This is a genomic window from Amycolatopsis sp. lyj-84 (genome assembly GCF_046549075.1).
Classification (GTDB): Bacteria; Actinomycetota; Actinomycetes; order Mycobacteriales; family Pseudonocardiaceae; genus Amycolatopsis.
On record NZ_JAJPWO010000016.1, the window covers coordinates 14,747 to 37,039 of the forward strand.

Annotated in this window: 21 protein-coding genes and 1 pseudogene; 17 read left to right on the forward strand and 5 right to left on the reverse strand. The window is 69.8% G+C overall.

From position 1 onward, the window contains the following. The first annotated feature begins 265 nt into the window (after positions 1–265). From ACLJRM_RS36125 to ACLJRM_RS36150, 6 genes are all read left to right on the forward strand, one after another. Positions 266–3,382, forward strand: coding sequence for a nitrate- and nitrite sensing domain-containing protein (locus ACLJRM_RS36125; protein WP_101613541.1), 3,117 nt, complete (start codon positions 266–268; stop codon positions 3,380–3,382). Between the two features lie 20 nt (positions 3,383–3,402). Further along, positions 3,403–3,861 carry a roadblock/LC7 domain-containing protein gene (locus ACLJRM_RS36130; RefSeq protein WP_101613540.1) on the forward strand — a complete coding sequence of 153 codons (459 nt, stop codon included), beginning with the start codon at positions 3,403–3,405 and terminating at the stop codon, positions 3,859–3,861. A gap of 25 nt (positions 3,862–3,886) precedes the next feature. Beyond that, complete coding sequence (locus ACLJRM_RS36135; RefSeq protein ID WP_076158620.1) at positions 3,887–4,666, forward strand: DUF742 domain-containing protein; 780 nt, start codon at positions 3,887–3,889, stop codon at positions 4,664–4,666. Next, complete coding sequence (locus ACLJRM_RS36140; protein ID WP_026467043.1) at positions 4,647–5,255, forward strand: GTP-binding protein; 609 nt, start codon at positions 4,647–4,649, stop codon at positions 5,253–5,255. Before ACLJRM_RS36135 ends, ACLJRM_RS36140 begins: the two co-directional genes overlap by 20 nt. Before the next feature lie 462 nt (positions 5,256–5,717). Continuing rightward, on the forward strand, positions 5,718–6,140 hold the full coding sequence (locus tag ACLJRM_RS36145; protein ID WP_020631857.1) for a roadblock/LC7 domain-containing protein: 423 nt from the start codon (positions 5,718–5,720) through the stop codon (positions 6,138–6,140). A gap of 6 nt (positions 6,141–6,146) precedes the next feature. Further along, positions 6,147–6,758, forward strand: coding sequence for a DUF742 domain-containing protein (locus ACLJRM_RS36150; protein ID WP_410665630.1), 612 nt, complete (start codon positions 6,147–6,149; stop codon positions 6,756–6,758). A 311-nt stretch (positions 6,759–7,069) separates the two neighbouring features. Here ACLJRM_RS36150 and ACLJRM_RS36155 read toward each other — a convergent pair whose 3' ends face one another. Beyond that, entirely contained in the window at positions 7,070–9,313 is a 2,244-nt protein-coding gene (locus ACLJRM_RS36155; RefSeq protein ID WP_410665631.1) for a helicase-associated domain-containing protein, read from the reverse strand. 95 nt (positions 9,314–9,408) lie between these two features. On the opposite strand from ACLJRM_RS36155, the gene ACLJRM_RS36160 reads away from it, so the two are divergent. The 5 genes and pseudogenes from ACLJRM_RS36160 (at position 9,409) to ACLJRM_RS36180 (ending at position 14,346) form a co-directional block, all read left to right on the forward strand. After that, a complete protein-coding gene (locus ACLJRM_RS36160; protein WP_410665632.1) occupies positions 9,409–9,591 on the forward strand; it encodes a hypothetical protein in 183 nt (60 codons plus the stop codon). 99 nt (positions 9,592–9,690) lie between these two features. Continuing rightward, a complete protein-coding gene (locus tag ACLJRM_RS36165) occupies positions 9,691–11,091 on the forward strand; it encodes an NAD-dependent malic enzyme (RefSeq protein ID WP_410665633.1) in 1,401 nt (466 codons plus the stop codon). A 141-nt stretch (positions 11,092–11,232) separates the two neighbouring features. Then, a complete protein-coding gene (locus ACLJRM_RS36170) occupies positions 11,233–12,771 on the forward strand; it encodes an alpha/beta hydrolase (protein ID WP_410665634.1) in 1,539 nt (512 codons plus the stop codon). Positions 12,772–12,962: 191 nt separating this feature from the next. Next, positions 12,963–13,433, forward strand: coding sequence for a cyclic pyranopterin monophosphate synthase MoaC (moaC, locus tag ACLJRM_RS36175; RefSeq protein WP_101610897.1), 471 nt, complete (start codon positions 12,963–12,965; stop codon positions 13,431–13,433). Further along, positions 13,430–14,346, forward strand: a pseudogene (locus tag ACLJRM_RS36180) (molybdenum cofactor biosynthesis protein MoaE). The gene moaC and the pseudogene ACLJRM_RS36180 overlap by 4 nt, the downstream one beginning before the upstream one ends. 139 nt (positions 14,347–14,485) lie before the next feature. Here the strand turns inward: ACLJRM_RS36180 and ACLJRM_RS36185 are convergent. From ACLJRM_RS36185 to moaA, 4 genes are all read right to left on the reverse strand, one after another. After that, on the reverse strand, positions 14,486–15,124 hold the full coding sequence (locus tag ACLJRM_RS36185) for a transglycosylase family protein (RefSeq protein WP_101610894.1): 639 nt from the start codon (positions 15,122–15,124) through the stop codon (positions 14,486–14,488). Positions 15,125–15,579: 455 nt separating this feature from the next. Beyond that, positions 15,580–16,431: a phosphatidylinositol-specific phospholipase C/glycerophosphodiester phosphodiesterase family protein gene (locus ACLJRM_RS36190; protein WP_410665635.1), complete on the reverse strand. Its 852-nt coding sequence runs from the start codon at positions 16,429–16,431 to the stop codon at positions 15,580–15,582. 90 nt (positions 16,432–16,521) lie between these two features. Continuing rightward, positions 16,522–16,776, reverse strand: a complete 255-nt coding sequence (locus ACLJRM_RS36195; RefSeq protein WP_101610892.1) for a MoaD/ThiS family protein — start codon at positions 16,774–16,776, stop codon at positions 16,522–16,524. 1 nt (position 16,777) lies between these two features. After that, positions 16,778–17,842 carry a GTP 3',8-cyclase MoaA gene (gene moaA, locus ACLJRM_RS36200; RefSeq protein WP_410665636.1) on the reverse strand — a complete coding sequence of 355 codons (1,065 nt, stop codon included), beginning with the start codon at positions 17,840–17,842 and terminating at the stop codon, positions 16,778–16,780. Positions 17,843–17,930: 88 nt separating this feature from the next. Here moaA and ACLJRM_RS36205 point away from each other — a divergent pair, with 88 nt between their 5' ends. The 6 genes from ACLJRM_RS36205 to ACLJRM_RS36230 are packed head-to-tail and all read left to right on the forward strand — an operon-like array spanning position 17,931 to position 22,289. Continuing rightward, on the forward strand, positions 17,931–18,404 hold the full coding sequence (locus tag ACLJRM_RS36205; protein WP_410665637.1) for a MarR family transcriptional regulator: 474 nt from the start codon (positions 17,931–17,933) through the stop codon (positions 18,402–18,404). Between the two features lie 33 nt (positions 18,405–18,437). Then, a complete protein-coding gene (locus ACLJRM_RS36210; RefSeq protein WP_101610889.1) occupies positions 18,438–18,842 on the forward strand; it encodes a molybdopterin-binding protein in 405 nt (134 codons plus the stop codon). Next, the gene (gene modA / locus ACLJRM_RS36215) at positions 18,839–19,603 is read left to right on the forward strand and encodes a molybdate ABC transporter substrate-binding protein (RefSeq protein ID WP_410665638.1); all 765 of its coding nucleotides are present in this window, start codon (positions 18,839–18,841) and stop codon (positions 19,601–19,603) included. The genes ACLJRM_RS36210 and modA overlap by 4 nt, the downstream gene beginning before the upstream one ends. Before the next feature lie 52 nt (positions 19,604–19,655). Next, positions 19,656–20,423 carry an ABC transporter permease gene (locus ACLJRM_RS36220; RefSeq protein WP_410665639.1) on the forward strand — a complete coding sequence of 256 codons (768 nt, stop codon included), beginning with the start codon at positions 19,656–19,658 and terminating at the stop codon, positions 20,421–20,423. Then, the gene (locus tag ACLJRM_RS36225) at positions 20,420–21,484 is read left to right on the forward strand and encodes a sulfate/molybdate ABC transporter ATP-binding protein (protein WP_101610886.1); all 1,065 of its coding nucleotides are present in this window, start codon (positions 20,420–20,422) and stop codon (positions 21,482–21,484) included. The genes ACLJRM_RS36220 and ACLJRM_RS36225 overlap by 4 nt, the downstream gene beginning before the upstream one ends. Before the next feature lie 10 nt (positions 21,485–21,494). Continuing rightward, a complete protein-coding gene (locus tag ACLJRM_RS36230; protein WP_037318851.1) occupies positions 21,495–22,289 on the forward strand; it encodes an HAD-IIA family hydrolase in 795 nt (264 codons plus the stop codon). The last annotated feature ends 4 nt before the right edge of the window (positions 22,290–22,293 follow it).

The following is a 22,293-nucleotide window of genomic DNA, read 5'->3' on the forward strand; positions in this document are numbered from 1 at the left end:
GTCTTGTCCGAACGGGTGCTGAACACGTCCGTGCTTCACTGGTGCGCGCCCGCGTACTGGCGGGTTAGGCCGAATAGACCAATGACGCCAGACGGGGTTTCGGTCAAGTGCACCTGAGAGACTGCGTCGAAGACGACCTCCTCATTCGGAGGAGTGAATACTCACGCCGAGCACATCCCTGCCGGGTGGCAGGAGCGTGCGGGTAGTGGTCTCCGACAACCGACCCAGACAGCAGTACGGCCAGCTCGAGAACGGCGTGTCCAAAATGGGCTTTCCCGGCCCGGATGAAGATGATGGTGGTGCGGCGGTGCCGAACGAAGACACCGCGGGGGTGGGAGGGACCCCTGCGCGGGAAACCGGAGACGGTCCTGGCGGGAAGGTGGCCGGGTCGTTCCTGGGCCTGCGTAACTGGCGTCTGCGATCCAAGCTCGCAGCCGTCCTGATCATTCCGACGCTGACCGCGCTCGCGCTCGGCACCCTGCGCGTGATCGACGACGGCGGTGAGGCCGCCCGGTTCCAGGACACGGCCGACCAGGTCGCGTTCGCCGACAAGATCACGCTCGTGGTGCACGAGCTGCAGAGCGAACGCGCGCTCGCCGTCGCCAACATCGCCGCCGACGACCCGTCGCGCCAGGCCGGTCTCGACGCGCAGATCGCCAAGGTGGACCGGGCGGTCGACGATCTGCGGGCCTCGGCGAACCAGATCAACCCGGACGATCAGGACACGAGGGACCGCTATTCGCGTGGTCTGCAGCGGCTCGACGCCCTGCGCCCGCTGCGCGGCGCGATGAACACCTCGCTGCTGGGCGACACCCCTGTCCTCATCGCCTACTCCGGCATCCTCGACTCGCTGGTCCAGCTCGGCCGCGAGGTGACCACCGCGGTGACCGACCGCGACGTGCTCCGGCTCGGCGTCACCGTGCAGGCCATCAGTGAGAGCAAGGAGTTCATCGCCCGCGGTGACGCGGCGCTGCTGATCGCCTCCTTCCGCAACGCGTTCCCCGGCGACCTGTTCGACCAGGCCCGTTCGGCGGTGGCCAGCGGCGACGCCTCGACCGCTGCCTTCCTGGCCAACGCCAGCCCCGAACAGCGGCAGCTCTACTCGGACACCTTCTCCGGTCCCGAGGTCGACGACCGCCGCCGGATCACCACGATGGCGTTCTCGCTGCACCAGCAGAACGTGCAGCCCGAGATCGACAACGTGGCGCTCGGCAACGACAGCCGGGTCGCGCTCGACAAGCTGCGCGCGGTCGAGACGAACCTGCTCGGCCAGCTGCGGGCACAGGCCGACGGCCTGGCCACCGACGCGATCAACTCGGCCTGGATCGGCGGCGCGATCGTGCTGCTGGCCCTGCTCGCGGCGCTGTTCCTGATGCTCGTCATCGCCCGCCTGATGCTGCGCCCGCTGCGGGTGCTGCGGAAGACGGCGCTCGACGTGGCGTACACACGACTGCCGGAAACCGTGCAAGCCATCCTGGACGACCCGGACCCGGTCAACGCCTCGAAGCGGTCGGTCGAGCCGGTGCCCGTCACCTCGCGTGACGAGATCGGTGAAGTGGCGCGGTCGTTCGACGTCGTCCACGCGCAGGCCGTCAAGATGGCCGCCGAGCAGGCCCTCCTGCGCGAGAACGTCAACGGCATCTTCGTGAACCTGTCCCGCCGGTCGCAACGGCTGGTGGAACGCCAGCTCGGCGTGATCGACCGGCTCGAGGCCGACGAGCAGGACCCGGACCACTTGGCCAGCCTGTTCGAACTCGACCACCTCGCCACGCGGCTGCGCCGCAACGGTGAAAGCCTCCTGGTGCTCTCGGGTGCCGGTCTCGCGAAGTCGGTGCCCAAGCCGGTGCCCGCCGCCGACGTCATCGGCGCCGCGGTCTCGGAGATCGAGCAGTACGCCCGGATCGAGATCGGGATCGTCCCCGAGGTAGCCGTCCAGGGCCTGACGATCCACGACCTCGTGCACGTGCTCGCGGAACTGCTGGACAACGCCACCTACTTCTCCGAGCCGGAGACGAAGGTGACTGTCCGCGCGGTGATCACCCGCAAGAAGGCGCTCGCCATCCAGGTCACCGACCACGGTGTCGGCATGACCGACGAGCGGCTCGCCGAGGTCAACACGCGACTCGCCGAACCGCCGGACCTGGACGTCTCGGTGACCCGGCGGATGGGCCTGTACGTGGTCGCGCGCCTGGCGCGCCGCCACGGCATCGAGGTCCGGCTCCGGGAGAACGAGGACATCGAAGGCGGCGTGATCGCGCGGGTCGTCGTGCCCGCCGAGCTGCTCACGCAGATGCGGCCCGGTGTGCGGAACACCCCGCCGCCGCCGAACCGCTCGGAAACGTCCATGCCGTCGATGCCCTCGATGTCCGAGATGTCGACCTCGCTGCCGAGCATCCCCGCTTCCGACCGCGGCCTGGAGATGACCCCGCCTCCGCCGTCGAAGCCGCCGTCACACCAGCCTGTCGCGCAGCAGGGCGGGCTCGTCCCGCTCGACCAGCCGATCAGCCTCGACGACCTCGTCGCGGGCAAGAACGCGGCAGGGCCGTTCCTCAGCCCCGCCGCCCCCGTGGAGGAAAGCCCGGCGTGGCCGACGGCGGACGACATCTCGCCGACGAACGGCGACGGTGCCTCCAGTGGCACGGAGACGCAGTTCGCGTCGCTCGTGCTGCCCAAGCGGGAGCCGCGCTACGTCCCGGTGACCCCGGCCGAGCCGACACGTCAGCCCGAGGAGCCCGCGGACACGGGCAAGTCGGCGCTCGAGGACGACGTCCCGACCAGGCGGCTTCCGATCTACCAGTCGGTGCTCTCGCGCTGGTTCAGCGAAGGTGACGAGGCGGGCGGCGACCAGCCGACCACCTACACCGAGCCGGTCGAGCCGCCCGGATCGGACGTGCCCGAGCAGAACCGCCACGGCCTCGACGAGCCCGACGAAGACGTCGTCGAGCCCGCCGAAGAGGCGTTGCCCACTCGGACCCCGGAGAGTGTTCCGCCGGAGACGGTGCTCCAGGACAATGGCTGGCGCAGCGCGTCGGACGACGGCTGGCAGGCGGCGCAGGTCCTGTACGAAGACCGGAACGACGAGGTCACCCCGGCCGGCCTGCCCAAACGGGTGCCGAACCAGTATCTCGTCCCCGGTTCGATCGGCGGGAACGAGCCGAAGAAGGAAGACTCGTTCGCCGACAAGACTTCCGGAATGCCGGGAACGGGTGCGATAGCCCGCTCGGCGACGGCGGCTCGAAGCCGGATGGCAAGCTTCCAGCAGGGTTACAAGTCGGGACGGCACGCGTTGAAGGACCGCCCGCTCGATGCGCTGGATGACAACGGCGTTCCGGTGACTGGCAGGGGTGCGGATTCCCCTGCCGATGACAGCAGTAAGGAGTGAAAGTGACACGGGCGGGTGCGATGCAGCCGGGCGGTCCGGCGCAGCCTGGCGGCCAGGCGCAGGGTAGAGGACACACGAGCAGCTTTGCCTGGCTGATCACGGATTTCGTGCACCGGGTCCCGGGCGCGGCGCATGCCGTGGTGGTGTCGGCGGACGGTTTGCTCCTGGCCTCCTCGAAGGGGCTCCCCAAGGACAGGGCCGACCAGCTCGCCGCCGTCTCGTCGGGGCTCACCAGCCTCGCGCGCGGTGCGGCCAAGGTGTTCGAAGGCGGCACGGTCGCGCAGACGGTGGTCGAGATGGCCAACGGCTTCCTCTTCCTGATGTCGGTGTCGGACGGGTCCTGCCTGGCGGTCCTCGGGTCGCCGGAGAGTGACATCGGCCTGGTCGTCTACGAGATGACCCTGCTGGTGGAACGCGTGGGACAACAGCTGACACCGGAGATGCGCGCGCAACTGCAGGGCGCGTCGGTCCGCCGCTGAGCGACCGGGAACCGAGGAGAATGCCGTGGACGACGGGCGCTTGAGGGGCGATGGCCGGCTCGGTGACGACTTCTCCGGCGGGTGGTCGGAACGTGACGACGGCCGGGAGGACTGGACGTCCTTCCGGGACCGGGTCGACCGCGAATGGCGATCGCGACGGGCACAGGGGTCGGACAACGATCCCGTGTCCCCGGACGAGGCCTCCCGCTGGCTGACCGATTCGAACGCGGGACAGGGACCCGCCGATTTCAGCGTCACGGACTACCGGGAACGCCTGCTCGGCGGCCCCGGGGCGGAACTGTTCGGTGGTGGCAGCGGTCCGCTGTACGACTCGGGCGAGTTCGCCAAGTTCTCCTTCGACAAGGAGGAGGAGCGCCGGGCGGCCGCGGCCGACCCGCTCGCCGCGGCGTTGCCGCAGCAGGCGCAGAACGAGTTCGTCGACGAGCAGTACACCACCGACGTCGAATCCTCCGGCCTGGTCCGGCCGTACTTCCGCACGCGGGGACGGACCAAGCCGACGTACGACCTTGCCATCGAGGCGTTGATCTCGACCAGCGAACAGGGACGTGTGCTCGATCGGGTACGCGTCCCCGAACACCGGTCGATCTGCGACCTTTGCCTGGACACCCGGTCCGTCGCCGAAGTCGCGGCGCTGTTGCGCCTGCCGCTCGGCGTGGTCCGGGTGCTGATCGGAGACGTGGCCGGCCTCGGCCTGGTCCTGGTGCACACCGCCAGCCAGAACGTGGGTGACCGGCCCAGTATCGAGTTCATGGAGAGGGTGCTCAGTGGGCTTCGGAGAATTTGACTCCGACGCGAATGCGCCGCAGGTGGCCGGGCCGACGTCGTCGGCCAAGATCGTGGTCGCTGGCGGATTCGGCTCGGGGAAGACCACGCTGGTCGGAGCGGTTTCGGAGATCGATCCGCTGACCACCGAGGCCATGATGACCGAGGCCAGTACCGGCGTCGACGACAATTCGGCCACCCCGAACAAGTCGACGACGACCGTTGCCATGGACTTCGGCCGGATTTCGCTGGACTCGGATCTGGTGCTGTACGTGTTCGGTACGCCGGGCCAGCACCGGTTCTGGTTCATGTGGGACGACCTCGCGGTCGGCGCCATCGGTGCCGTCGTGCTGGTCGACACGCGGCGGCTCGCCGACGCGTTCCCGTCGATCGACTTCTTCGAGAACCGGAAGCTGCCGTACGTCGTGGCGATCAACTGCTTCGACCGGTTGCTGCACCACCAGATCGAGGACGTCCGGCACGCGCTGACGATCTCACCGTCCGTGCCGATCATGGCCTGTGACGCTCGGGAACGTGAGTCCGCCAAGCAGGTGTTGATCTCGGTCGTGCAGCACGCCATCGCCCACGATTCGGCGTTGCGCGCGGGGTAGAAACACGACACAAGAGGGTGCGCGCGGGGTGGAATACAGACGAAAGCCCGAAGCGGATGCGGCCGTTGGAGTGAACTCGGCAGGCTTCACCCGCTTCGGGGAGTGGCGCCACCGGCAGGACTGACCGCGAGGCGATCCCTCGCGGCCGATTCCGTGCAGGTGTAACCCGATCGGGTGGCCGGACCGTCGATGACCTGCGTGGACGCTGGTTCACGCCCGGTCGCACCCGGCCACCACGGGGTGACCCACGAATGCGTGGTTCGCGATACGTCGACGCGGTGAGCGGCTGGACGTTTACGTTCGGTTAACACCTGCGGCCGGGTGGCGGGCTCGACACGATCGGCGGGACGAATACGCTGGGTGGAGGCGTCTTTCGGCTCGCCGGTGCCAGGTCGGTGCTGGTCGGGGAAGGACGTCCGGACCACGCCGCCCAGGTGGTCTTGACGCAGCGAGGAGGGACTTGTGACGGCATCCGGACAGCAGCAGAGCTCGTTCGGCTGGCTCATCACGGATTTCGCGCGCCGGGTTCCCGGTGCCGCGCACGCCGTGCTGGTCTCCGCGGACGGTCTTCTTCTCGCGCCGTCGGAGGGGCTGCCGCAGGAACGGGCCGAACAGCTGTCCGCGGTCGCTTCCGGATTGATCAGCCTGACCGCCGGCGCGGCACGCTGCTTCGACGCGGGCGGGGTCAACCAGACCGTCGTCGAGATGGAACGCGGGTACCTCTTCCTCATGTCGGTCGCCGACGGCTCGTCACTCGCCGTGCTGGCCGCGCCGACCTGTGACATCGGCACCGTGGCCTACGAGATGACCCTGCTCGTCGAGCGGGTCGGCCAGCAGATCACCCCCGAGCTGCGGGCGCAGCTGCAGGGCGGCGTACGTGGGTAGCCGCCGATGAAGATCACCGGATTCACCGAGCCGGAACCCCCGGGCTGGGACTCCCTCTACCAAGGCACCGAACGCGAAGCCTTCGACTCCCCGAGCAGGTTCGAGCTGAGCTCGATCAGCACGGTCATGCCGCGCCGCCAGGTCGCGCCGCCGGAGCAGGCTCCTCCGTCGATGCCCTCGCCGATCCGCCAGTCGACACCGCGTCCCGCGTCCGCGGGGAACGGCGCCGCCGGTTCGGGTCCTTCGGGCAGCGCGCCCGCTTCGGTCTACCTGCCGTCCTCGGGCTCGCGTGTCCGGCCGTACACCCGCACCGGCGGGCGCACCCGGACCGCGCACGCCCTGGCGCTGGAGGCGCTGGTGTCGACCAGCGACGACGGCCGCCGGTATCGCGGCGTGCGGACCATGGAGCACCGGCAGATCTGCGACCTCTGCCTGGACACCCGGTCGATCGCGGAGATCGCCGCGCATCTGCGGCTGCCGCTGGGCGTCGTGAAGGTGCTCGTCGGCGACATGGCGGACGCGGGCCTGGTGCTGATCCACCAGACGGAACTGATCCTCGGCGACTCTTCCTCGCGCGCCTTCATGGAGCGCGTGCTGCAAGGCCTTCGCGCCCTCTGACCCTGCCCGCGTTTCGTCCTATAGTTGCGGTCCTTGCGTGTGCAACTACCGCAACTAGAGGACTAAACGCTGGGGCTGGCACGTCCTGGCGATGCCCCCAATGCCACATTAGGGACGCTCAGCGTCTCCAATGCCTCATTGGGGACATCAACCGAGGCGCGCGGCGATCAGGGCCGCCTTGCACTCGGTCGGGATCGGGACGCCGGAATGGCCGACTCATGGCGAGGCCATGTCGATGGTGCTGAAGGATCTTCGCACCGAGCAGCTGGTCTAGCTCCGCCCCTCCCGCAACTAGAGGACGAAACGCGGGGTCAGTCTTCGACGAGGGCCGCCGAGGTGATCCGGTGCAGGGGATAGCGCTCGTTGTCGGTCCCTTCGAGGACCCCGCCGCCGACCCGCATCGGCCGCACGACGCGCTGGCTCGCCGTCCCGCGTGAGTCGACGAAGCCGATCCACACCTCGCGGCGCTCCATGGTCGCTTGGGACAGCAACGCCAGGGTCGCGGACGTGTCCCCGGCGCCGCCTCCCTGCGGCGCGCGCACCGTCTCGCCCCGGCGACGCGCCGAAGCGGCGTCACCGGCCCGGACGTGCGCGACGATCTTGCCGACCTGGTCGTCTGTCAGCCCGGCAGGCTCCCCAGGAGCCCGACGCGCGGCACGCGCCTTCGCGGGCAGGCGACGCCCGGACGGCCTGATGTCCATGACACGTCCGTCGGGTCCTTCGGCGGCCGGAGCGAACCCTGCGGAGCGAAGGGCGTCGAGGACCTCGGCGAGCGGGTACGAGCTGATGAGGACTGTCGGCGCGATCATCCGCAAGCCGTAGTTCGCCGCGACAGAGCTGCCCATGACCTCCGCGAGCAGCGAAGCGTCGTCGCAGCGCAGGAACGACTCGGCGGCCCCGCCGCGCAGCCGCCCGTGCCGCCGGGCGACGTCGTCGATCAGGTAGCTCAAGGACTGCGGTACCGGCGTCGCCGAGCGGGCCGCGAACAACGCGTGCAGTTCGCCCGCCGTCCGCCCGGTGTCGAGCGCGCGCCGCACGGAGGTCTCGGTGATCCGGTAGACGGTCGCGTGCCCGGCCGATTCGATGTCGGCGACGGCGGTCATCTCGGTCGCCAGTTCGGCTTCCAGCGGTCCCGGCGCGACCACGGTCAGGTCGGCCTGGACCAGGACGTGGTCCACCGGACGCGGCAGCGCGTCGAGCATCGCCTCGACCGCTCCGGGCCGGTCCTCGGCCAGCAGCGCCCGCGTCGCCGTGGTGAGCCCGCCGAGCCCGATCAGGCCGAGCGCGGCGCCCTCGGCCATCGTCCAGCGCACGGTTTCGTCCCGCAGCCGCCCGCCCCGCCGCGGCGCGCGCCAGGCGAGCGCGGCGACCAGTTCGTCGGTGCTCTTCACCCCGGCGCCCTCGGGCAACGCGGCCAAGGCGAGGAGGATCCGCCGTCGCGAAGTAGGCGCCAACGGTCGTCGCAGGTCTTCCGAAAGCGGCGCGATCGGCTTGTCCTTCGCGTCCCTGCCGCCGGCGAGACCGGGCAGCCGGGGCAGCTCGAGCCAAGCCTGTGCGACCGTCATCCAGCGCTGCGCCGTCGGCGACGCGAGCCAGGAATCGGTCAGCGTCGTCGGCACCCATTCCGGCGTCGTCGCCTCGCTGTCGGCCGCCAGCCCGGCGCCGACCGCGATCTCCGCCAGCAGGGTCACCCGCGTTTCGTCGACGTCGAGATCCTTGGCGAGCTTCTTCAGTTCGCGGACCCCGAGCCCGCCGGACTTCAGCACCGGCGGCGGCGTCTCGGACCACGCGCGAAGCATGCTTTCGGTCTGGCGCAAGAACTCCATCGCCTCGCCCGCCGCCGTCGTGTCCACTGTGGACCGCTGATGCGGATGCACGGGGAGTTCCGGTTCGCGCAACGACGCCGGTTCGAAGACCGACCCGCCGCGCAGGGCGATCCCGAGTTCACGCGGCAGTTCGACGGTCTGGTCGTCCCGGCGCAGGAGCAGTCCCCGTGCGAGCAGACGCTGGACCGGGTTCTGCGCCCGCTCCAGCGGGACCTCGGCCGACGCGTCGCGGGTGCGGCCGATCGGCGGCCCGGCGGCCAGCGTCGTCAGCAGGGCACGTTCGTCCTCGCCGACCTCCGCGAGCGCGGCGTCGATGTCGGTACCGGTGAGCGCCGGTGACGACGACCCCAGCCCGGCGGGGAACGGACCGAGGGCGTCGCGGGCGGACGGCGGGACGCGCAGCGCGTCGTCCTCGCCCCAGACCAGCGCCCGCTTGCGCAGCAGCGCCAGCGCCTCGCCGATCTCGGTGCCCGTGAGCCGGGCGACCTCGGCCGCGGCGACCGGAGCGGTGTCCGCCCCGGCCAGCAGCAAGGCGTCGAGCACGGCGAGGGTGAAGGTGTCGAGGTCTTCGCAGGCGCGCGCGACGGAGCCCGGCGTGCCGGCTCGGGTGGCGAGCACGATGGTGTCGGACGGGGGTGGCGTGGACAGGTCGCGACGCGTGCGCAGGAGCGCGGCGAGTGCGTCGTCGGACTCCTGGCGCAGCCAGTCCGCCAGGGAGGGCGCGGGCATAGACGATCAGGATACCGGGCGGGTGGTAGCCCGGCAGCCGCGTTCGGGCAGACTGTCGTCGGAGAGAACGGCTTGACCATGCTCGGGAGGACGTTGTGGCGAAGGGCGAGAACAAAAAGCGCGCGGGAATCGATCCCACGTGGCCCGGTGAAGACGGGGAGCACCCCGTCACCGAGCTCGCATCCGATCGGCAGGGTGCGCTGTCCCCGTTCGGCGACCTGACCTTCCCACTCGACGCGGTGCCTTACGTGCACCCCCAGACCGAGATCAACCGGTAAGAAGTTACTGGTCAGTCACCCCTGCGGAGGGTCGTGGCGGTCGTCACGGGAGTAGGTTTTCGATCGACCTATTCAGCTTTCCTCAGCGGGGGTAGTGCCATGCCGGTTCCCGGTCCCGGATATTCGATCACCGTCCGGGTGGAGGCCCCCGCGTCGTCCACCGCGGCGGGTGACCTGACGACCGCCGTCGGCCGGGTCGGCGGCGTGCTGACCGCGTTCGACGTCGTCGAGTCGCACCCCGAGTCGATCGTCGTCGACATCAGCGCCAACGCCCTGTCGGAGAACCACGCGCAGGACATCACGCAGACCCTGGACTCGCTCCCGGGCGTGCGGGTCCGCAAGGTCTCCGACCGGACCTTCCTGATCCACCTCGGCGGCAAGATCGAGGTCACCCCCAAGGTCGCGCTCCGCAACCGTGACGACCTCTCCCGCGCGTACACGCCCGGCGTCGCGCGCGTGTGCCAGGCGATCGCCGCGAACCCCGAGGACGCGCGCCGCCTGACCATCAAGCGGAACACCGTCGCCGTCGTCACCGACGGCTCGGCCGTGCTGGGGCTGGGCAACATCGGCCCGGCCGCCGCGCTCCCGGTGATGGAGGGCAAGGCGGCGCTGTTCAAGAAGTTCGCCGACGTCGACGCCTGGCCGGTGTGCCTGGACACCCAGGACACCGAAGAGATCATCAAGATCGTCAAGGCGATCGCCCCGGTGTACGCCGGCATCAACCTCGAGGACATCGCCGCGCCGCGCTGCTTCGAGATCGAGGCGCGCCTGCGCGAGCAGCTCGACATCCCGGTGTTCCACGACGACCAGCACGGCACCGCGATCGTCGTGGTCGCCGCGCTCCGCAACGCCCTGCGCGTGGTCGGGAAGAACATCGAAGACTGCAAGATCGTGGTCAGCGGGGTCGGCGCGGCCGGCTCGGCGATCATCCGGCTGCTGCTGGGCAAGGGCCCCGGCGACGTCGTGGCCGCCGACATCGACGGCATCGTGCACTCCGCGCGCGGCAACCTCGACGACAACCTCACCTGGATCGCCGAGCACACGAACAAGGAACAGCAGGCGGGCACGCTGCACGAGGCGCTCGTCGGCGCCGACGTGTTCATCGGGGTCTCCGCGCCGAACCTGTTCGGTGCCGAGCAGGTCGCGACCATGAAGTCCGACGCCGTCGTGTTCGCGCTGGCCAACCCGGACCCGGAGATCGACCCGCTGGAGGCGCAGAAGCACGCCGCCGTCGTCGCCACCGGCCGCAGCGACTTCCCGAACCAGATCAACAACGTGCTCGCCTTCCCGGGCGTGTTCCGTGGCCTGCTCGACGCGCACGCGCACCAGATCGACGACTCCATGCTGCTCGCGGCGGCCGACGCCATCGCGGACGTCGTGGACAACGGCAAGCTCAACGCGTCGTTCATCGTGCCCAGCGTCTTCGACAGCGCCGTCGCCCCCGCTGTCGCCGAGGCTGTGAAGAGGGCCGCGAAGGCCGTCGCCAAAAGCGAGAAGTGACAGCAAAGGTCCCTTGCTCCATTCGGTGGACACGTCATCACTGAGGCCGACCAGGTGGTCGACTTCAGGGTGACGACCCCGTACCCGGCCCGCTCCTAGTGTCGGTTCCGACCAGGAATTCGATCTTGACGGGGGTTGGGGATGAAGCGTTCCGTCCTGAGCAAAATCGGGGCACTCACGGTCGCGGCGGTCACCACGGCGGTACTCGTACCGGCCACGGCGTCCGCCGCGACTTCGTCGTTGCGGTGGGAACAGTGTCCGGACGTGCCCACGCTGCAATGCACCACTTTGAAGGTCCCGCTCGACTACCGGAATCCGGGCGGGCCCACCATCGACATCGCCGTGTCGAAGCTCGCTAGCACCAAGCCGTCGAAGCGGCGCGGGGTCATGCTGATGAACCCGGGCGGCCCCGGCGGCCCGGGGCTGACCATGCCGGACGGTCTGCGGGCGGCGGGGATGCCGTCGAGCGTGCTCGACGCCTACGACCTGATCGGGTTCGACCCGCGGGGGATCGGGCTCAGCACGCCGGTCACCTGTGATCTCAAGCCCGAGCAGCTGGTGAGCAATGTCCCGCCGTACGCGCGTGACGCCGCGGCGGTGGCCGAGCGGGCGACGTACGTGGCCGGCGTCGCGAAGCAGTGTGGCGACTCGAAGACCGCGGCGAACCTGCCGTACATCACCACGGCCAACACGGCTCGCGACATGGACCGCATCCGCGAAGCCCTCGGCGAGAAGAAGATCTCGTACTACGGCGTCTCGTACGGCAGCTACCTCGGTGCCGCGTATTCGACGCTGTTCCCGCAGCGGACCGATCGGATCGTGCTCGACAGCGTGACCAGTCCGGGCGGGCTCGACCCGGCGACCTCACGTCGGCTGGCGGAGGGGTTCCAGGACCGCTTCCCGGACTTCGCGAAGTGGGCGGCGGCGCGGCACGCCAGCTACGGGCTCGGCCGGACGCCGCAGCAGGTGACGGCGAAGTTCTACGAACTCGCCGCCAAGCTCGACGGCGGCGCGGTTCCCGGCGTGGACGGCGCGGCGTTCCGGATGGGCACGTTCGGCGCGCTGTACTCGACCGCCGCCTTCCCGGTGCTGGCGCAGCAGTGGCAGTCGCTCGACACCGAAGGCGTCCTGAAGCAGTCCGCGCAGGCGGCGCAGATCGACGTCGGCAATCTGCTGTCCGGGCAGCTGCACGTGGTCTGCAACGACTCGAACTGGCCCGAGAACGTCGGGACCTACCAGCGCAACGTCGAGAAGGACCGGGTGAAGTACCCGATGTTCGGCGCGGCCGGGGCGAACATCTGGGCGTGTGCGTACTGGCCGTCGGAGCCGATCGAGCCGCCGGTGCGGATCGGCGACCGGGGACCGTCGACGATCCTGCTGGTGCAGAACCTGCGTGACCCGGCCACGCCGCTCAGCGGGGCCAAGGAGATGCGGCGCGCGCTGGGCGACCGGGCACGGATGGTGTCGGTCGACGACGGCGGGCACGGGGTCTGGCTGGGCTCGGAGAACGCTTGCGGCAACAACGCCGTCAACCGGTTCTTCGTCGAAGGCAAGCGTCCCGCGCACGACACGGCCTGCGCCGCGGACAAGGGCGGGCTGTTCGACTCGATGACGCCGCAGCAGCGTCAGGAACGCGAGAAGGCGCTCGACGAGGTTCGCTCGAAGCAGCGGGTTTTCTAAGTTTCCAAGGTGAACCCGCGATCGCGATCGACGTCGGCAGGGCGCGCGCTGGCAACTTAAGGCACGTTCGGCAGGCAGGGCGCCCTGCCACCGCGATAGCGAGGCCTTCGGCCGGGCGGGTTCACGCGTGTGGTCGCTCCGTCGAACACGCCTCAGCTCCGCTGTCCTGTGCTGAGGACTAGCCTGCTGGCGTGAGTGAACTCAGCCACGTCGACCATACGGGCGCCGCCCGTATGGTCGACGTTTCCGGCAAGACGCCCTCCGCCCGGATCGCGCTGGCGGGCGGCACCGTGCACACCACGGCCGAGGTCCTCGGCCTGCTGGCGACGGACGGGCTCCCCAAGGGCGACGCCCTCGCGACAGCCCGGATCGCGGGCATCATGGGCGCGAAGAAGGTGCCCGAGCTGATCCCGCTCTGCCACCAGATCGCGCTGTCCGGGGTGAAGGTCGAGTTCGTCCTCGACGAGACCGCCGTGCACATCACCGCGACCGCGAAGACGAACGACCGGACCGGTGTCGAGATGGAGGCGCTGACCGCCGTCGCCGTCGCCGGGCTGACCCTGCACGACATGATCAAGGCCGTCGATCCCGCGGCGACCCTCGACGGCGTCCGCCTGATCCGCAAGGACGGCGGCAAGACCGGCACCTGGGAGCGACCGTGAGCCGGGTCGCGAGGGTGATCGTGGCGTCGAACCGTGCCGCGAAGGGTGTCTACGAGGACACGACCGGTCCGGTCATCACGGCCTGGCTCGCCTCGCGCGGCTGGGACGTGCCCGAACCCGTGGTGGTCCAGGACGGGGAACCCGTCGGCGAGGCCCTGCGGGAGGCCGTCGCGGCCGGGGTCCAGGTGATCGTGACGACCGGTGGCACCGGCATCTCGCCGACCGACCGCACCCCCGACGTCACCCGCGCCGTCCTCGACTACGAACTCCCCGGCGTCGCGGACGCGATCCGGGCCGCCGGGCTGCCCAAGGTCCCCACGGCCGTGCTCTCGCGCGGGGTCGCGGGCGTGGCCGGGCGGACCCTGGTGGTGAACCTGCCGGGCTCGCGCGGCGGCGTGAAGGACGGCCTGGGCGTACTGGACGGGATCCTCGAGCACGCCGTCGACCAGCTTGCGGGCGGCGACCATCCACGGGAGGCACAGCAGTGAGCGTTCGGGTCGCACGGATCGCGGTGGTCGACGAGCCGCTCTCGGTCGAGGAACACGCCCGGCTGGTGGACGACGCGGCCGCGGGTGCCGTCGTCACCTTCGGCGGGGTCGTGCGGGACCACGACGGCGGCCGGTCGGTGGACCGGCTCGCCTACGAGGGGCACCCCAGCGCCTCCGAGGTGCTCGCGGAGGTCGTCGCGGATCTCTCGGGGAAGTGGACCGGGGTGCGTGCCGTCGCCGTCAGCCACCGGCTGGGCGCGCTGGCCATCGGGGACGTCGCGCTGGCGTGCGCCGTGGCGGCCGAGCACCGGGGTCAGGCCTTCGCCGCCTGCTCGGAGCTGGTCGACGAGGTCAAGGCGCGGCTGCCGGTGTGGAAGCACCAGCACTTCACCGACGGCAGCGACGAGTGGGTCAACTCGCCGTAGCGCGTGCGAGGCCCATGCACCCGCCCCAGGACGCGACAGAGCCCCACCGCCGGGGGAATGGCGCGGTGGGGCTCTGTCAGTCGCGACGTGGCCACGCGGGGAATCCCGCGGGCATCACGACTTACAGGTGCTCAAGAGCTCACTTGGTGGCGAGCTTCTGGCCGACGACGATGAAGTCGGCGTTCGGCACGAATTCCTTGTTCAGGTCCTGCAGCTTCTGGAAGCCGCCCTGGACGTTGAACTTGGAAGCGATCTTGGACAGCGTGTCGCCTGCGACGACGGTGTAGTCGCCGGCCGGGTTCGAGCCCGCGACACCGGTGACGGCGGGGGCCGGAGCCTGCTGCTTGGTGACCGGGGCGGTCGACTTCTTCGGGGTCACCTTCTTGGTGGCCTTCGGGGCGGTCGACTTGGCCTTGGCGGGGCTGGCGGAGGAGCCGCCCTTCTTGCCACAGACCGGCCACGCGCCGATGCCCTGGCCCTGGAGGACCCGCTCGGCGACGGCGATCTGCTGCTCACGCGTGGCGTTGTGCGCGCTGCCGGTGCCGCCGTAGGCACGCCAGGTGCTCTGCGAGAACTGGAGACCACCGGAGTAGCTGTTGCCGGTGTTGGCGGCCCAGTTGCCGCTGCTCTCGCACTGGGCGATGGCGTCCCAGTTGGTCGCCGACGCGGGGGTCGCGGCGATGGCGAGGGGGGCGCCGACCGCGACGCCGGCGATGGCGACACGGGCGATGTGGCGGGTGGCGGCGGACATCTTGCGGTGCTTGCCTCGGTACGACATGTGAGTAAATCTCGCTCCCTGCGCCTACGAGCCTGTGCTGAGGGAAAGACCCGGGGGTCTGGCCGGCCGTTTCAGACCGGCTGACTTCGCCTGACGCACGCCGCGTCGGCTCGGTCCCCTCGTCCCTGTCCGGAAATGCTTTCGCTCGGGGTTGGGTCCGGGAATCCGTTGGACAGGGCTCGGCGCTACGGGTTCCCGGTGTTGCGTGGTCGGTCGGGGCCAACCGAAAAGCGACGGTACGTAACGAACGGCCTGATCGGAAATTATTCGAGCTGTGACCTACATCACAGTAACAGCACGCAACCTATAACGATTCGACTGTTTATGCAGGTCAGCTGGCCGTTATCGGACCGTTTCCTGGCCGAGATAATTCACGGATCGTGAGGCTTGCATCACGTGGATTAAGGGATGACTGGCCCATTCGTGCGCCTTCGCGCGCTATTGGGCCGCGCACTTTAGCGAGACCTCAAGAAGTTCGCCAGTCCACGCAGGTCATCCGTATTCAGGTGGTCGACCCCGGCGGTGACCAGCTCATTCCACAGAGCGTCACGATCGGCTCCGGCGATGTCCGGCGTCGCCCAGAAACGCACCCGCTGCCCCGCCGCGTGAGCGCGGCGCACCAGTTCGTGCAGTTTCGCGCGCTCGGCGGCGGGGAAGGTGCCCGCGCCCGTCCAGGTGAACAGCCCGGTCCAGGAATCCGAGACCAGCGGGGTCACCCGGCGATCCGAGCCGATGCCGAGGTCGTTCTCGCCGGAGATCCGGCCGTCGTAGAAGGCGAGCCGGAACTTCTGCCCGAGCATCACGTCCTTGGGCCGTCCGCCGGAGATCACCGCGGTGACCGCCCTCTTCTGGACGTGCCCGAACGCGTACAGAGAGAAGAGGAAGGAGTAGCGAGGGTCGTACAGCCGCTTCTCCAGCGCCGCGTAGGTGCTGTTCGCGTCCCCCTTGACGTCGATCAGCAGCTGGAACTCCGCGCGCTGCCGGTAGACGCCGACGCCGTGGTTGGCCAGGACGCGCTTGCGCAGCGGCTCCAGGTAGAGCGACTCCAGGGTGCGGTCCGGGCGGGTGTCCGCGAGGTCGTGCGCGACCAGTAGTTGCCCGTCCACCAGGTAGATGTCGGCCTCGACGCTGGTGAAGCCCTGATCGAGCGCGTCGTGCAGCGGGCGCGTGTGCTCGTAGTCGTTGTGGCTGTGCGCCTGCGGCAGTGGCCGGACGCCGCGTTCGTGGGCGGAGGCCGGGGCGGTCGCCAGGCTCGTGGCGGCGACCGCGGCCAGCAGCGCGGCCAGGATGCGGCGGGGAGTGATCACTCGCGCATCCTCCGGGGCTTCAGCGTCCGGCCGGTGAATTCCAAACGGCGAGCAAGGGACCTTTGCTCCCACTTTCGCCGTCGGCGCAGGTCAGCCGCCCGCGAACGGGGGCAGGACGTCCAGTTCGGCGGCGTCGGCCAGCGGTTTGGTGAGATCCCGCACGGCGACGCCGTCCAGCAGGAACGAGACCGCGTCGAGCAGCTTCGCCAGCTTCTCCGGGTGGAGTTCGCGCAGGTGGGCGACGGCGTCGGCGACGCGGGCGCCGTCCGGCAGCGACACCTTTTCTTCGTCGAAGCCGACGGCCGCGCGGGCCGAGGCGAAGTACCGCACCACGATGGTCACCATGTCAGCCGCCGATCGCGCTCATCGGCCGGATCGGCTGCGCGAAGCCGGCCTCGTTGATCTCGTGCCCGGCGAGCTTGCCCCACATGGTCGCCCGCCAGACGTCCGCCACCTCTTCTTCGCGCGCGCCCGCGCGCACGAGGGCGCGGAGGTCGGTTTCGTCGTTGCTGAACAGGCACGAGCGCACCGCGCCGTCGGCGGTCAGCCTCGTCCGTTCGCAGGCGCCGCAGAACGGCCTCGTCACCGACGCGATCACGCCGACGTCGCCCGGCCCGCCGTCGACCAGCCAGCGTTCGGCGGGTGCCCCGCCTCGGGCGGCCGGGAACGGCGAGAGCGAGAACTCCTCGCCGAGCATGCCGAGGATCTGCTCGGCGGTGATCATGTCGCGCCGGTTCCAGCCGTGCTGCGCGTCCAGCGGCATCTGCTCGATGAACCGCAGGTGGTAGCCCTCGGCGAGGCAGAACCGCAGCAACGGCACCGCCTGATCCTCGTTCAGCCCGCGCATCAGCACCGCGTTGACCTTCACCGGGGACAGCCCGGCCTCGCGCGCGGCCGCCATGCCGGCGAGCACGTGCGAAAGCCTGTCGCGTCGCGTGATCGTCTCGAACAGCGCGCGGTCGACCGTGTCCAGCGAGACGTTGATCCGGTCGAGGCCGGCGTCGGCGAGCGACTTCGCGCGCTTCGCGAGCCCGATCCCGTTGGTGGTCATGGAAAGCCTCGGCCGCGGTTCGAGGGCCGCGATCCGCTCGACGATCTTCTCGAGACCTTGGCGCAGCAGCGGTTCGCCACCGGTGAGCCGGATGTCGGTGACGCCGAGCCGTTCGACGGCGATCCGCAGCAGGAGCACGAGTTCGTCGTCGGTCAGCACGTCCGCGCTCGACATCCATTCCAGGCCCTCGGCGGGCATGCAATAGGTACAGCGCAGATTGCACTTGTCGGTGAGCGACACCCGCAGGTCGGTCGCCACCCGGCCGAAGGTGTCGATCAGGGCGGGATTGTCCGGCCTGGGCGCGGTGGGGCGTCCGCGTGTACCGGGGACACGGGGAAACCCGAGATCGACTGCTGTCATTGTCACCAGACTAACCCCGAAGTGAGCGAAAACCGACTGTCTAGAATGTCTTTCGCAAAGAATCGGTTTCTTCCGAAGGGTTTTCCGGATGGCGAAATACCCGCTCTCGGCAGAGGAATTGGCGCGCTTCGCCCATCTCGGCAGGGAAGGCAGCACGCTGACCGTCCTGCGGCACGCCAGGATCGCCGAGCGGATGGGCCTGTCTGCCACCGACCACAAGGTGCTCGAACTCGTCGGTCAGGCGCGGGGACCGTTGACAGCGGGCAGGATCGCCGAAATGACCGGGTTGTCGACGGGCGCTGTGACCGGCGTCATGGACAGGCTCGAGAAGGCGGGTCTCGCCCGCCGCGTCCGCGACACCGCCGATCGCCGGAAAGTCCTGATAGAGGTCGTTCCGGGCGCCATGGAGCGCCACGCGCCGCTCTTCGAATCCGCGTACACGAACATGAAGAGGCTCCTCGAGGAGTTCTCTCCCGAGGAACGGAAAGTGCTGGAGCGTTTCCAGAGCGCGTTGCTCGATGGCCTCCGCGACGAACTGCCCGGCAATTCCTCCCGTCCGTAGCTTTTCCGCATCTGCGGAAGTAATCTCTCTGGCATGCCGCAATTCCGGTTGTCTGAGGCCGCTCGTCTGCTCGGCGTCAGCGACGACACCGTCCGCCGCTGGGTGCGCGCGGGCCAGTTGACCGCGTTCGACGACTCGGCGGGCCGCAAGGTCGTCGACGGCGCCGAACTCGCCGCGTTCGCCAAGGCGCAGGCCGAGCAGCCCGAGGATCCGTCGAATGTCGGCCGTTCCGCGCGCAACCGGTTCGTCGGCCTGGTCACCGAGGTCATCACGGACAAGGTGATGGCGCAGGTCGAACTGCAGTGCGGCCCGCATCGCGTGGTCTCCCTGATGAGCGCCGAAGCCGTCCGCGAGCTCGGGCTGAGGCCGGGAGTGCTCGCCGTCGCCGTCGTCAAGGCCACCACCGTCGTGGTCGAAACCCCGGAAGGAAGCCGATGAGGAGACTCGTCCCCGCCCTGCTCGCGCTGGCACTGGCCGCGACTGCCTGCGGTTCTCCGGAGCAGCCCGTCACCGCGAAGGTCGAGGCGAGGACGTTGACCGTGTTCGCGGCGGCGTCGCTGACCGAGTCGTTCGGGGCGCTGGGCAAGAAATTCGAAGCGCAGAACTCCGGGGTGACCGTGAAGTTCAGCTTCGAGGGCTCCTCCGCACTGGTCCAGAAGCTGACCCAGGGCGCGAAAGCGGACGTCTTCGCCTCCGCCGACCAGGCCAATATGGACAAGGCCACCAAGGGCGAGGTGATCGACGGGCAGCCGTCGGTGTTCGCCACCAACCGGCTCGCCATCGCCGTCGGCAAGGGCAACCCCAAGGGCATCAAGGGGCTGGCCGATCTCGCCAAGGACGGGCTGACCGTGGTCGTCTGCGCGCCGCAGGTGCCGTGCGGGGCGGCGGCGAAGAAGGTCCAGCAGTCTTCCGGGGTCACGCTCAAGCCGGCCAGCGAGGAGCAGGACGTCAAGTCCGTGCTCGCGAAGGTGCAGTCGGGCGACGCCGACGCGGGACTCGTGTACGTCACCGACGCGACCTCGGCCGCCACGAAGGTGGACAAAGTGGACTTCCCCGAGGCGGCGGGCGCGATCAACAACTATCCGATCGGGGTCGTCAAGAGTGCGTCCGACGCGTTCCTCGCGAAGCAGTTCACGGAGTTCGTCCTGAGTCCCGAAGGCAGGCAGGAACTGGCGAAGGTCGGTTTTGGCGCGCCCTGACCCCCCGAAGACCGCAGCCAGAGGACGAAACGCGGGGGCCGGGGTCCCGTGGGTGCTCTGGCCGCCCGCCGTCTGCGCGCTGGCGCTGGTGGTCCTGCCGGTCGTCGGCCTGCTGGTGCGCTCGGACCTGAGCCGCTTCCCGGGCCTCATCGCCTCGTCTTCCTCGCTGAACGCGCTCAAGCTGTCGCTGATCACCGCCGGACTGTCCACTGTGGCCTGTGTGCTGTTCGGCGTCCCGCTCGCCGTGGTGCTCGCGCGCTCCCGGGCGCGCGGCGTCCGCGTGCTGCGCGCGGTGGTGCTGCTGCCGCTGGTCCTGCCGCCGGTGGTCGGCGGCCTGGCGCTGCTCTACCTGCTGGGCCGCAAGGGGTTCCTCGGCATCCTGGTGACCACCCTGACCGGCGAGCAGGTGCCGTTCACCACGGCCGCGGTGGTCATCGCGCAGACCTTCGTCGCGATGCCGTTCCTGGTGGTCAGCCTCGAGGGCGCGTTGCGCGGTGCCGGTGACCGGTACGAACGGGTCGCTTCGACGCTGGGCGCCAAACCGTGGACGGTCTTCCGCCGCGTCACGTTGCCGCTGCTGCTGCCCGCGCTCGGTTCGGGGATCGTGCTGAGCTTCGCGCGGGCACTCGGCGAGTTCGGCGCCACGATCACCTTCGCGGGCAGCCTCGAAGGCGTGACCCGGACCTTGCCGCTGGAGGTCTACACCCAGGCCGAGGTCGACGTCGACAGCGCCGTGGCGCTCGCGTTGCTGCTCATCCTGGTCGCCGTCGCGGTGATCGCGCTCGCCCGGCCGCGCGCGCTGGAAGGAGTCCGCTCGTGACCCTTTCGGCCGGGATCGTCCTCCGGCGCGGCGAATTCACCCTGGATGTCGAGTTCGAGGTGCCCGACGGCGGTGTGCTCGCGTTGCTCGGCCCGAACGGGTCGGGGAAGTCCAGCGTGCTCGGCTGTCTCGCCGGTCTGCTCCGGCCCGACCGGGCACGGATCACTCTGGACGGCCGCGGACTCGGTGATCTCCCGCCGCACGCGCGCGGCATCGGCCTGCTCTCCCAGGACGCCCTGCTCTTCCCGCATCTGTCCGCTTTGGACAACGTCGCCTTCGCGCCGCGCTCGACCGGCGCCGGGCGCGCCGAGGCGAAGCGCCAAGCGAGGGAGTGGCTGACCGAAGTGGACGCGCTCGAACTGGCCGGACGGCGGCCCGCGCAGCTCTCCGGCGGCCAGGCGCAACGGGTCGCGATCGCGCGGGCACTGGCGGCCGAGCCGGGACTTCTGCTGCTCGACGAGCCCTTCGCCGCTCTCGACGTCGACGCCGCACCCGCCATCCGCGGTCTGCTCCGGCGCGTATTGCGGTCCGGGCCGCCGACGGTGCTGGTCACCCACGACCCGCTCGACGCGCTGGCGCTGGCCGATCACGTCGCCGTCCTCGACGGCGGCCGGATCGTCGAACGCGGCGAGACCCGGAAGGTCCTCTCCGCGCCGCGCACCGCGTTCACCGCGCGGATCGCCGGGCTGAACCTGGTACCCGGCATCGCCGCCGAAGGAGGTTTGCGCACGTCAGGCGGGCAGTTGGCCGGGATTCCGGCGGACGACGTCATCGATGGCGAAGCGGCCGTGGCCGTCTTCGCGCCCAGCGCCGTCGCCGTGTACCCGCGGGACGGCGAGCACCGTGGCAGCCCGCGCAACACCGTTGAGGGAGTCGTCGACGCGCTCGAACCACACGGACCGGTGATCCGGGTCCGCACTCGCGGGGACGACTGGGCGGCCGGTCTCGCCGCCGATCTGACCCCCGCCGCGGTCGCCGAACTGGCGCTCGAACCCGGGACACCGGTCAACCTTTCGGTCAAGGCGGCGTCCGTGGCTGTTCACGCCGTCTCCGATCATTAGGGTGGGGGGCATGAACGAGCGCCGTTGGACGTACCTCAGCGACATGGATGGCGTGCTGGTCAAGGAGGAGCACCTCGTGCCCGGCGCGGACGAGTTCCTCAAGGAACTGCGCGCCAACGACATCGGCTTCCTGGTGCTGACCAACAACTCGATCTACACCCCGCGCGACCTGCGGGCGAGGCTCGAGCGGACCGGTCTCGACATCCCCGAGGAGGCCATCTGGACCTCCGCGCTGGCGACCGCGAAGTTCCTCGCGTCGCAGCGGCCGAACGGCTCGGCGTTCGTGATCGGCGAAGCCGGGCTCACCACGGCGCTGCACGAGGTCGGCTACGTGCTGACCGAACGTGACCCGGACTACGTCGTCCTCGGTGAGACGCGCACGTACAGCTTCAGCGCGATAACCCGCGCGATCAGGCTGATCGAGGGTGGCGCGAAGTTCATCGCCACCAACCCCGACGCGACCGGCCCCAGCGTGGAGGGCTCCATGCCCGCCACCGGCTCGGTCGCCGCGCTGATCGAAAAGGCGACTGGCCGCTCGCCGTACTACGTCGGCAAGCCCAACCCGCTGATGATGCGCTCGGCGCTGCGGCGGCTCGGCGCGCATTCGGAGTCGACGCTGATGATCGGCGACCGGATGGACACCGACGTCCACTCGGGAATCGAGGCCGGATTGCAGACGATCCTGGTGCTGACCGGCATCTCCAGCAGGGAGAGCGCCGAGCACTATCCGTACCGGCCGACCATGATCATCGACTCGATCGCGGATCTGGTCGGGCGGACCGGCGACCCGTTCGGCGAAGGCTGAACGA

What these genes read in the sequence shown, in the direction of transcription:
- ACLJRM_RS36125 (WP_101613541.1), top strand. Translation starts at nt 266, where the DNA reads ATGGGCTTTCCCGGCCCGGATGAAGATGATGGTGGTGCGGCGGTGCCG.
- ACLJRM_RS36130 (WP_101613540.1), top strand. Translation starts at nt 3,403, where the DNA reads ATGCAGCCGGGCGGTCCGGCGCAGCCTGGCGGCCAGGCGCAGGGTAGA.
- ACLJRM_RS36150 (WP_410665630.1), top strand. Translation starts at nt 6,147, where the DNA reads ATGAAGATCACCGGATTCACCGAGCCGGAACCCCCGGGCTGGGACTCC.
- ACLJRM_RS36155 (WP_410665631.1), bottom strand. Translation starts at nt 9,313, where the DNA reads ATGCCCGCGCCCTCCCTGGCGGACTGGCTGCGCCAGGAGTCCGACGAC.
- ACLJRM_RS36165 (WP_410665633.1), top strand. Translation starts at nt 9,691, where the DNA reads ATGCCGGTTCCCGGTCCCGGATATTCGATCACCGTCCGGGTGGAGGCC.
- ACLJRM_RS36170 (WP_410665634.1), top strand. Translation starts at nt 11,233, where the DNA reads ATGAAGCGTTCCGTCCTGAGCAAAATCGGGGCACTCACGGTCGCGGCG.
- ACLJRM_RS36185 (WP_101610894.1), bottom strand. Translation starts at nt 15,124, where the DNA reads ATGTCGTACCGAGGCAAGCACCGCAAGATGTCCGCCGCCACCCGCCAC.
- ACLJRM_RS36195 (WP_101610892.1), bottom strand. Translation starts at nt 16,776, where the DNA reads ATGGTGACCATCGTGGTGCGGTACTTCGCCTCGGCCCGCGCGGCCGTC.
- moaA (WP_410665636.1), bottom strand. Translation starts at nt 17,842, where the DNA reads ATGACAGCAGTCGATCTCGGGTTTCCCCGTGTCCCCGGTACACGCGGA.
- ACLJRM_RS36205 (WP_410665637.1), top strand. Translation starts at nt 17,931, where the DNA reads ATGGCGAAATACCCGCTCTCGGCAGAGGAATTGGCGCGCTTCGCCCAT.
- ACLJRM_RS36210 (WP_101610889.1), top strand. Translation starts at nt 18,438, where the DNA reads ATGCCGCAATTCCGGTTGTCTGAGGCCGCTCGTCTGCTCGGCGTCAGC.
- modA (WP_410665638.1), top strand. Translation starts at nt 18,839, where the DNA reads ATGAGGAGACTCGTCCCCGCCCTGCTCGCGCTGGCACTGGCCGCGACT.
- ACLJRM_RS36230 (WP_037318851.1), top strand. Translation starts at nt 21,495, where the DNA reads ATGAACGAGCGCCGTTGGACGTACCTCAGCGACATGGATGGCGTGCTG.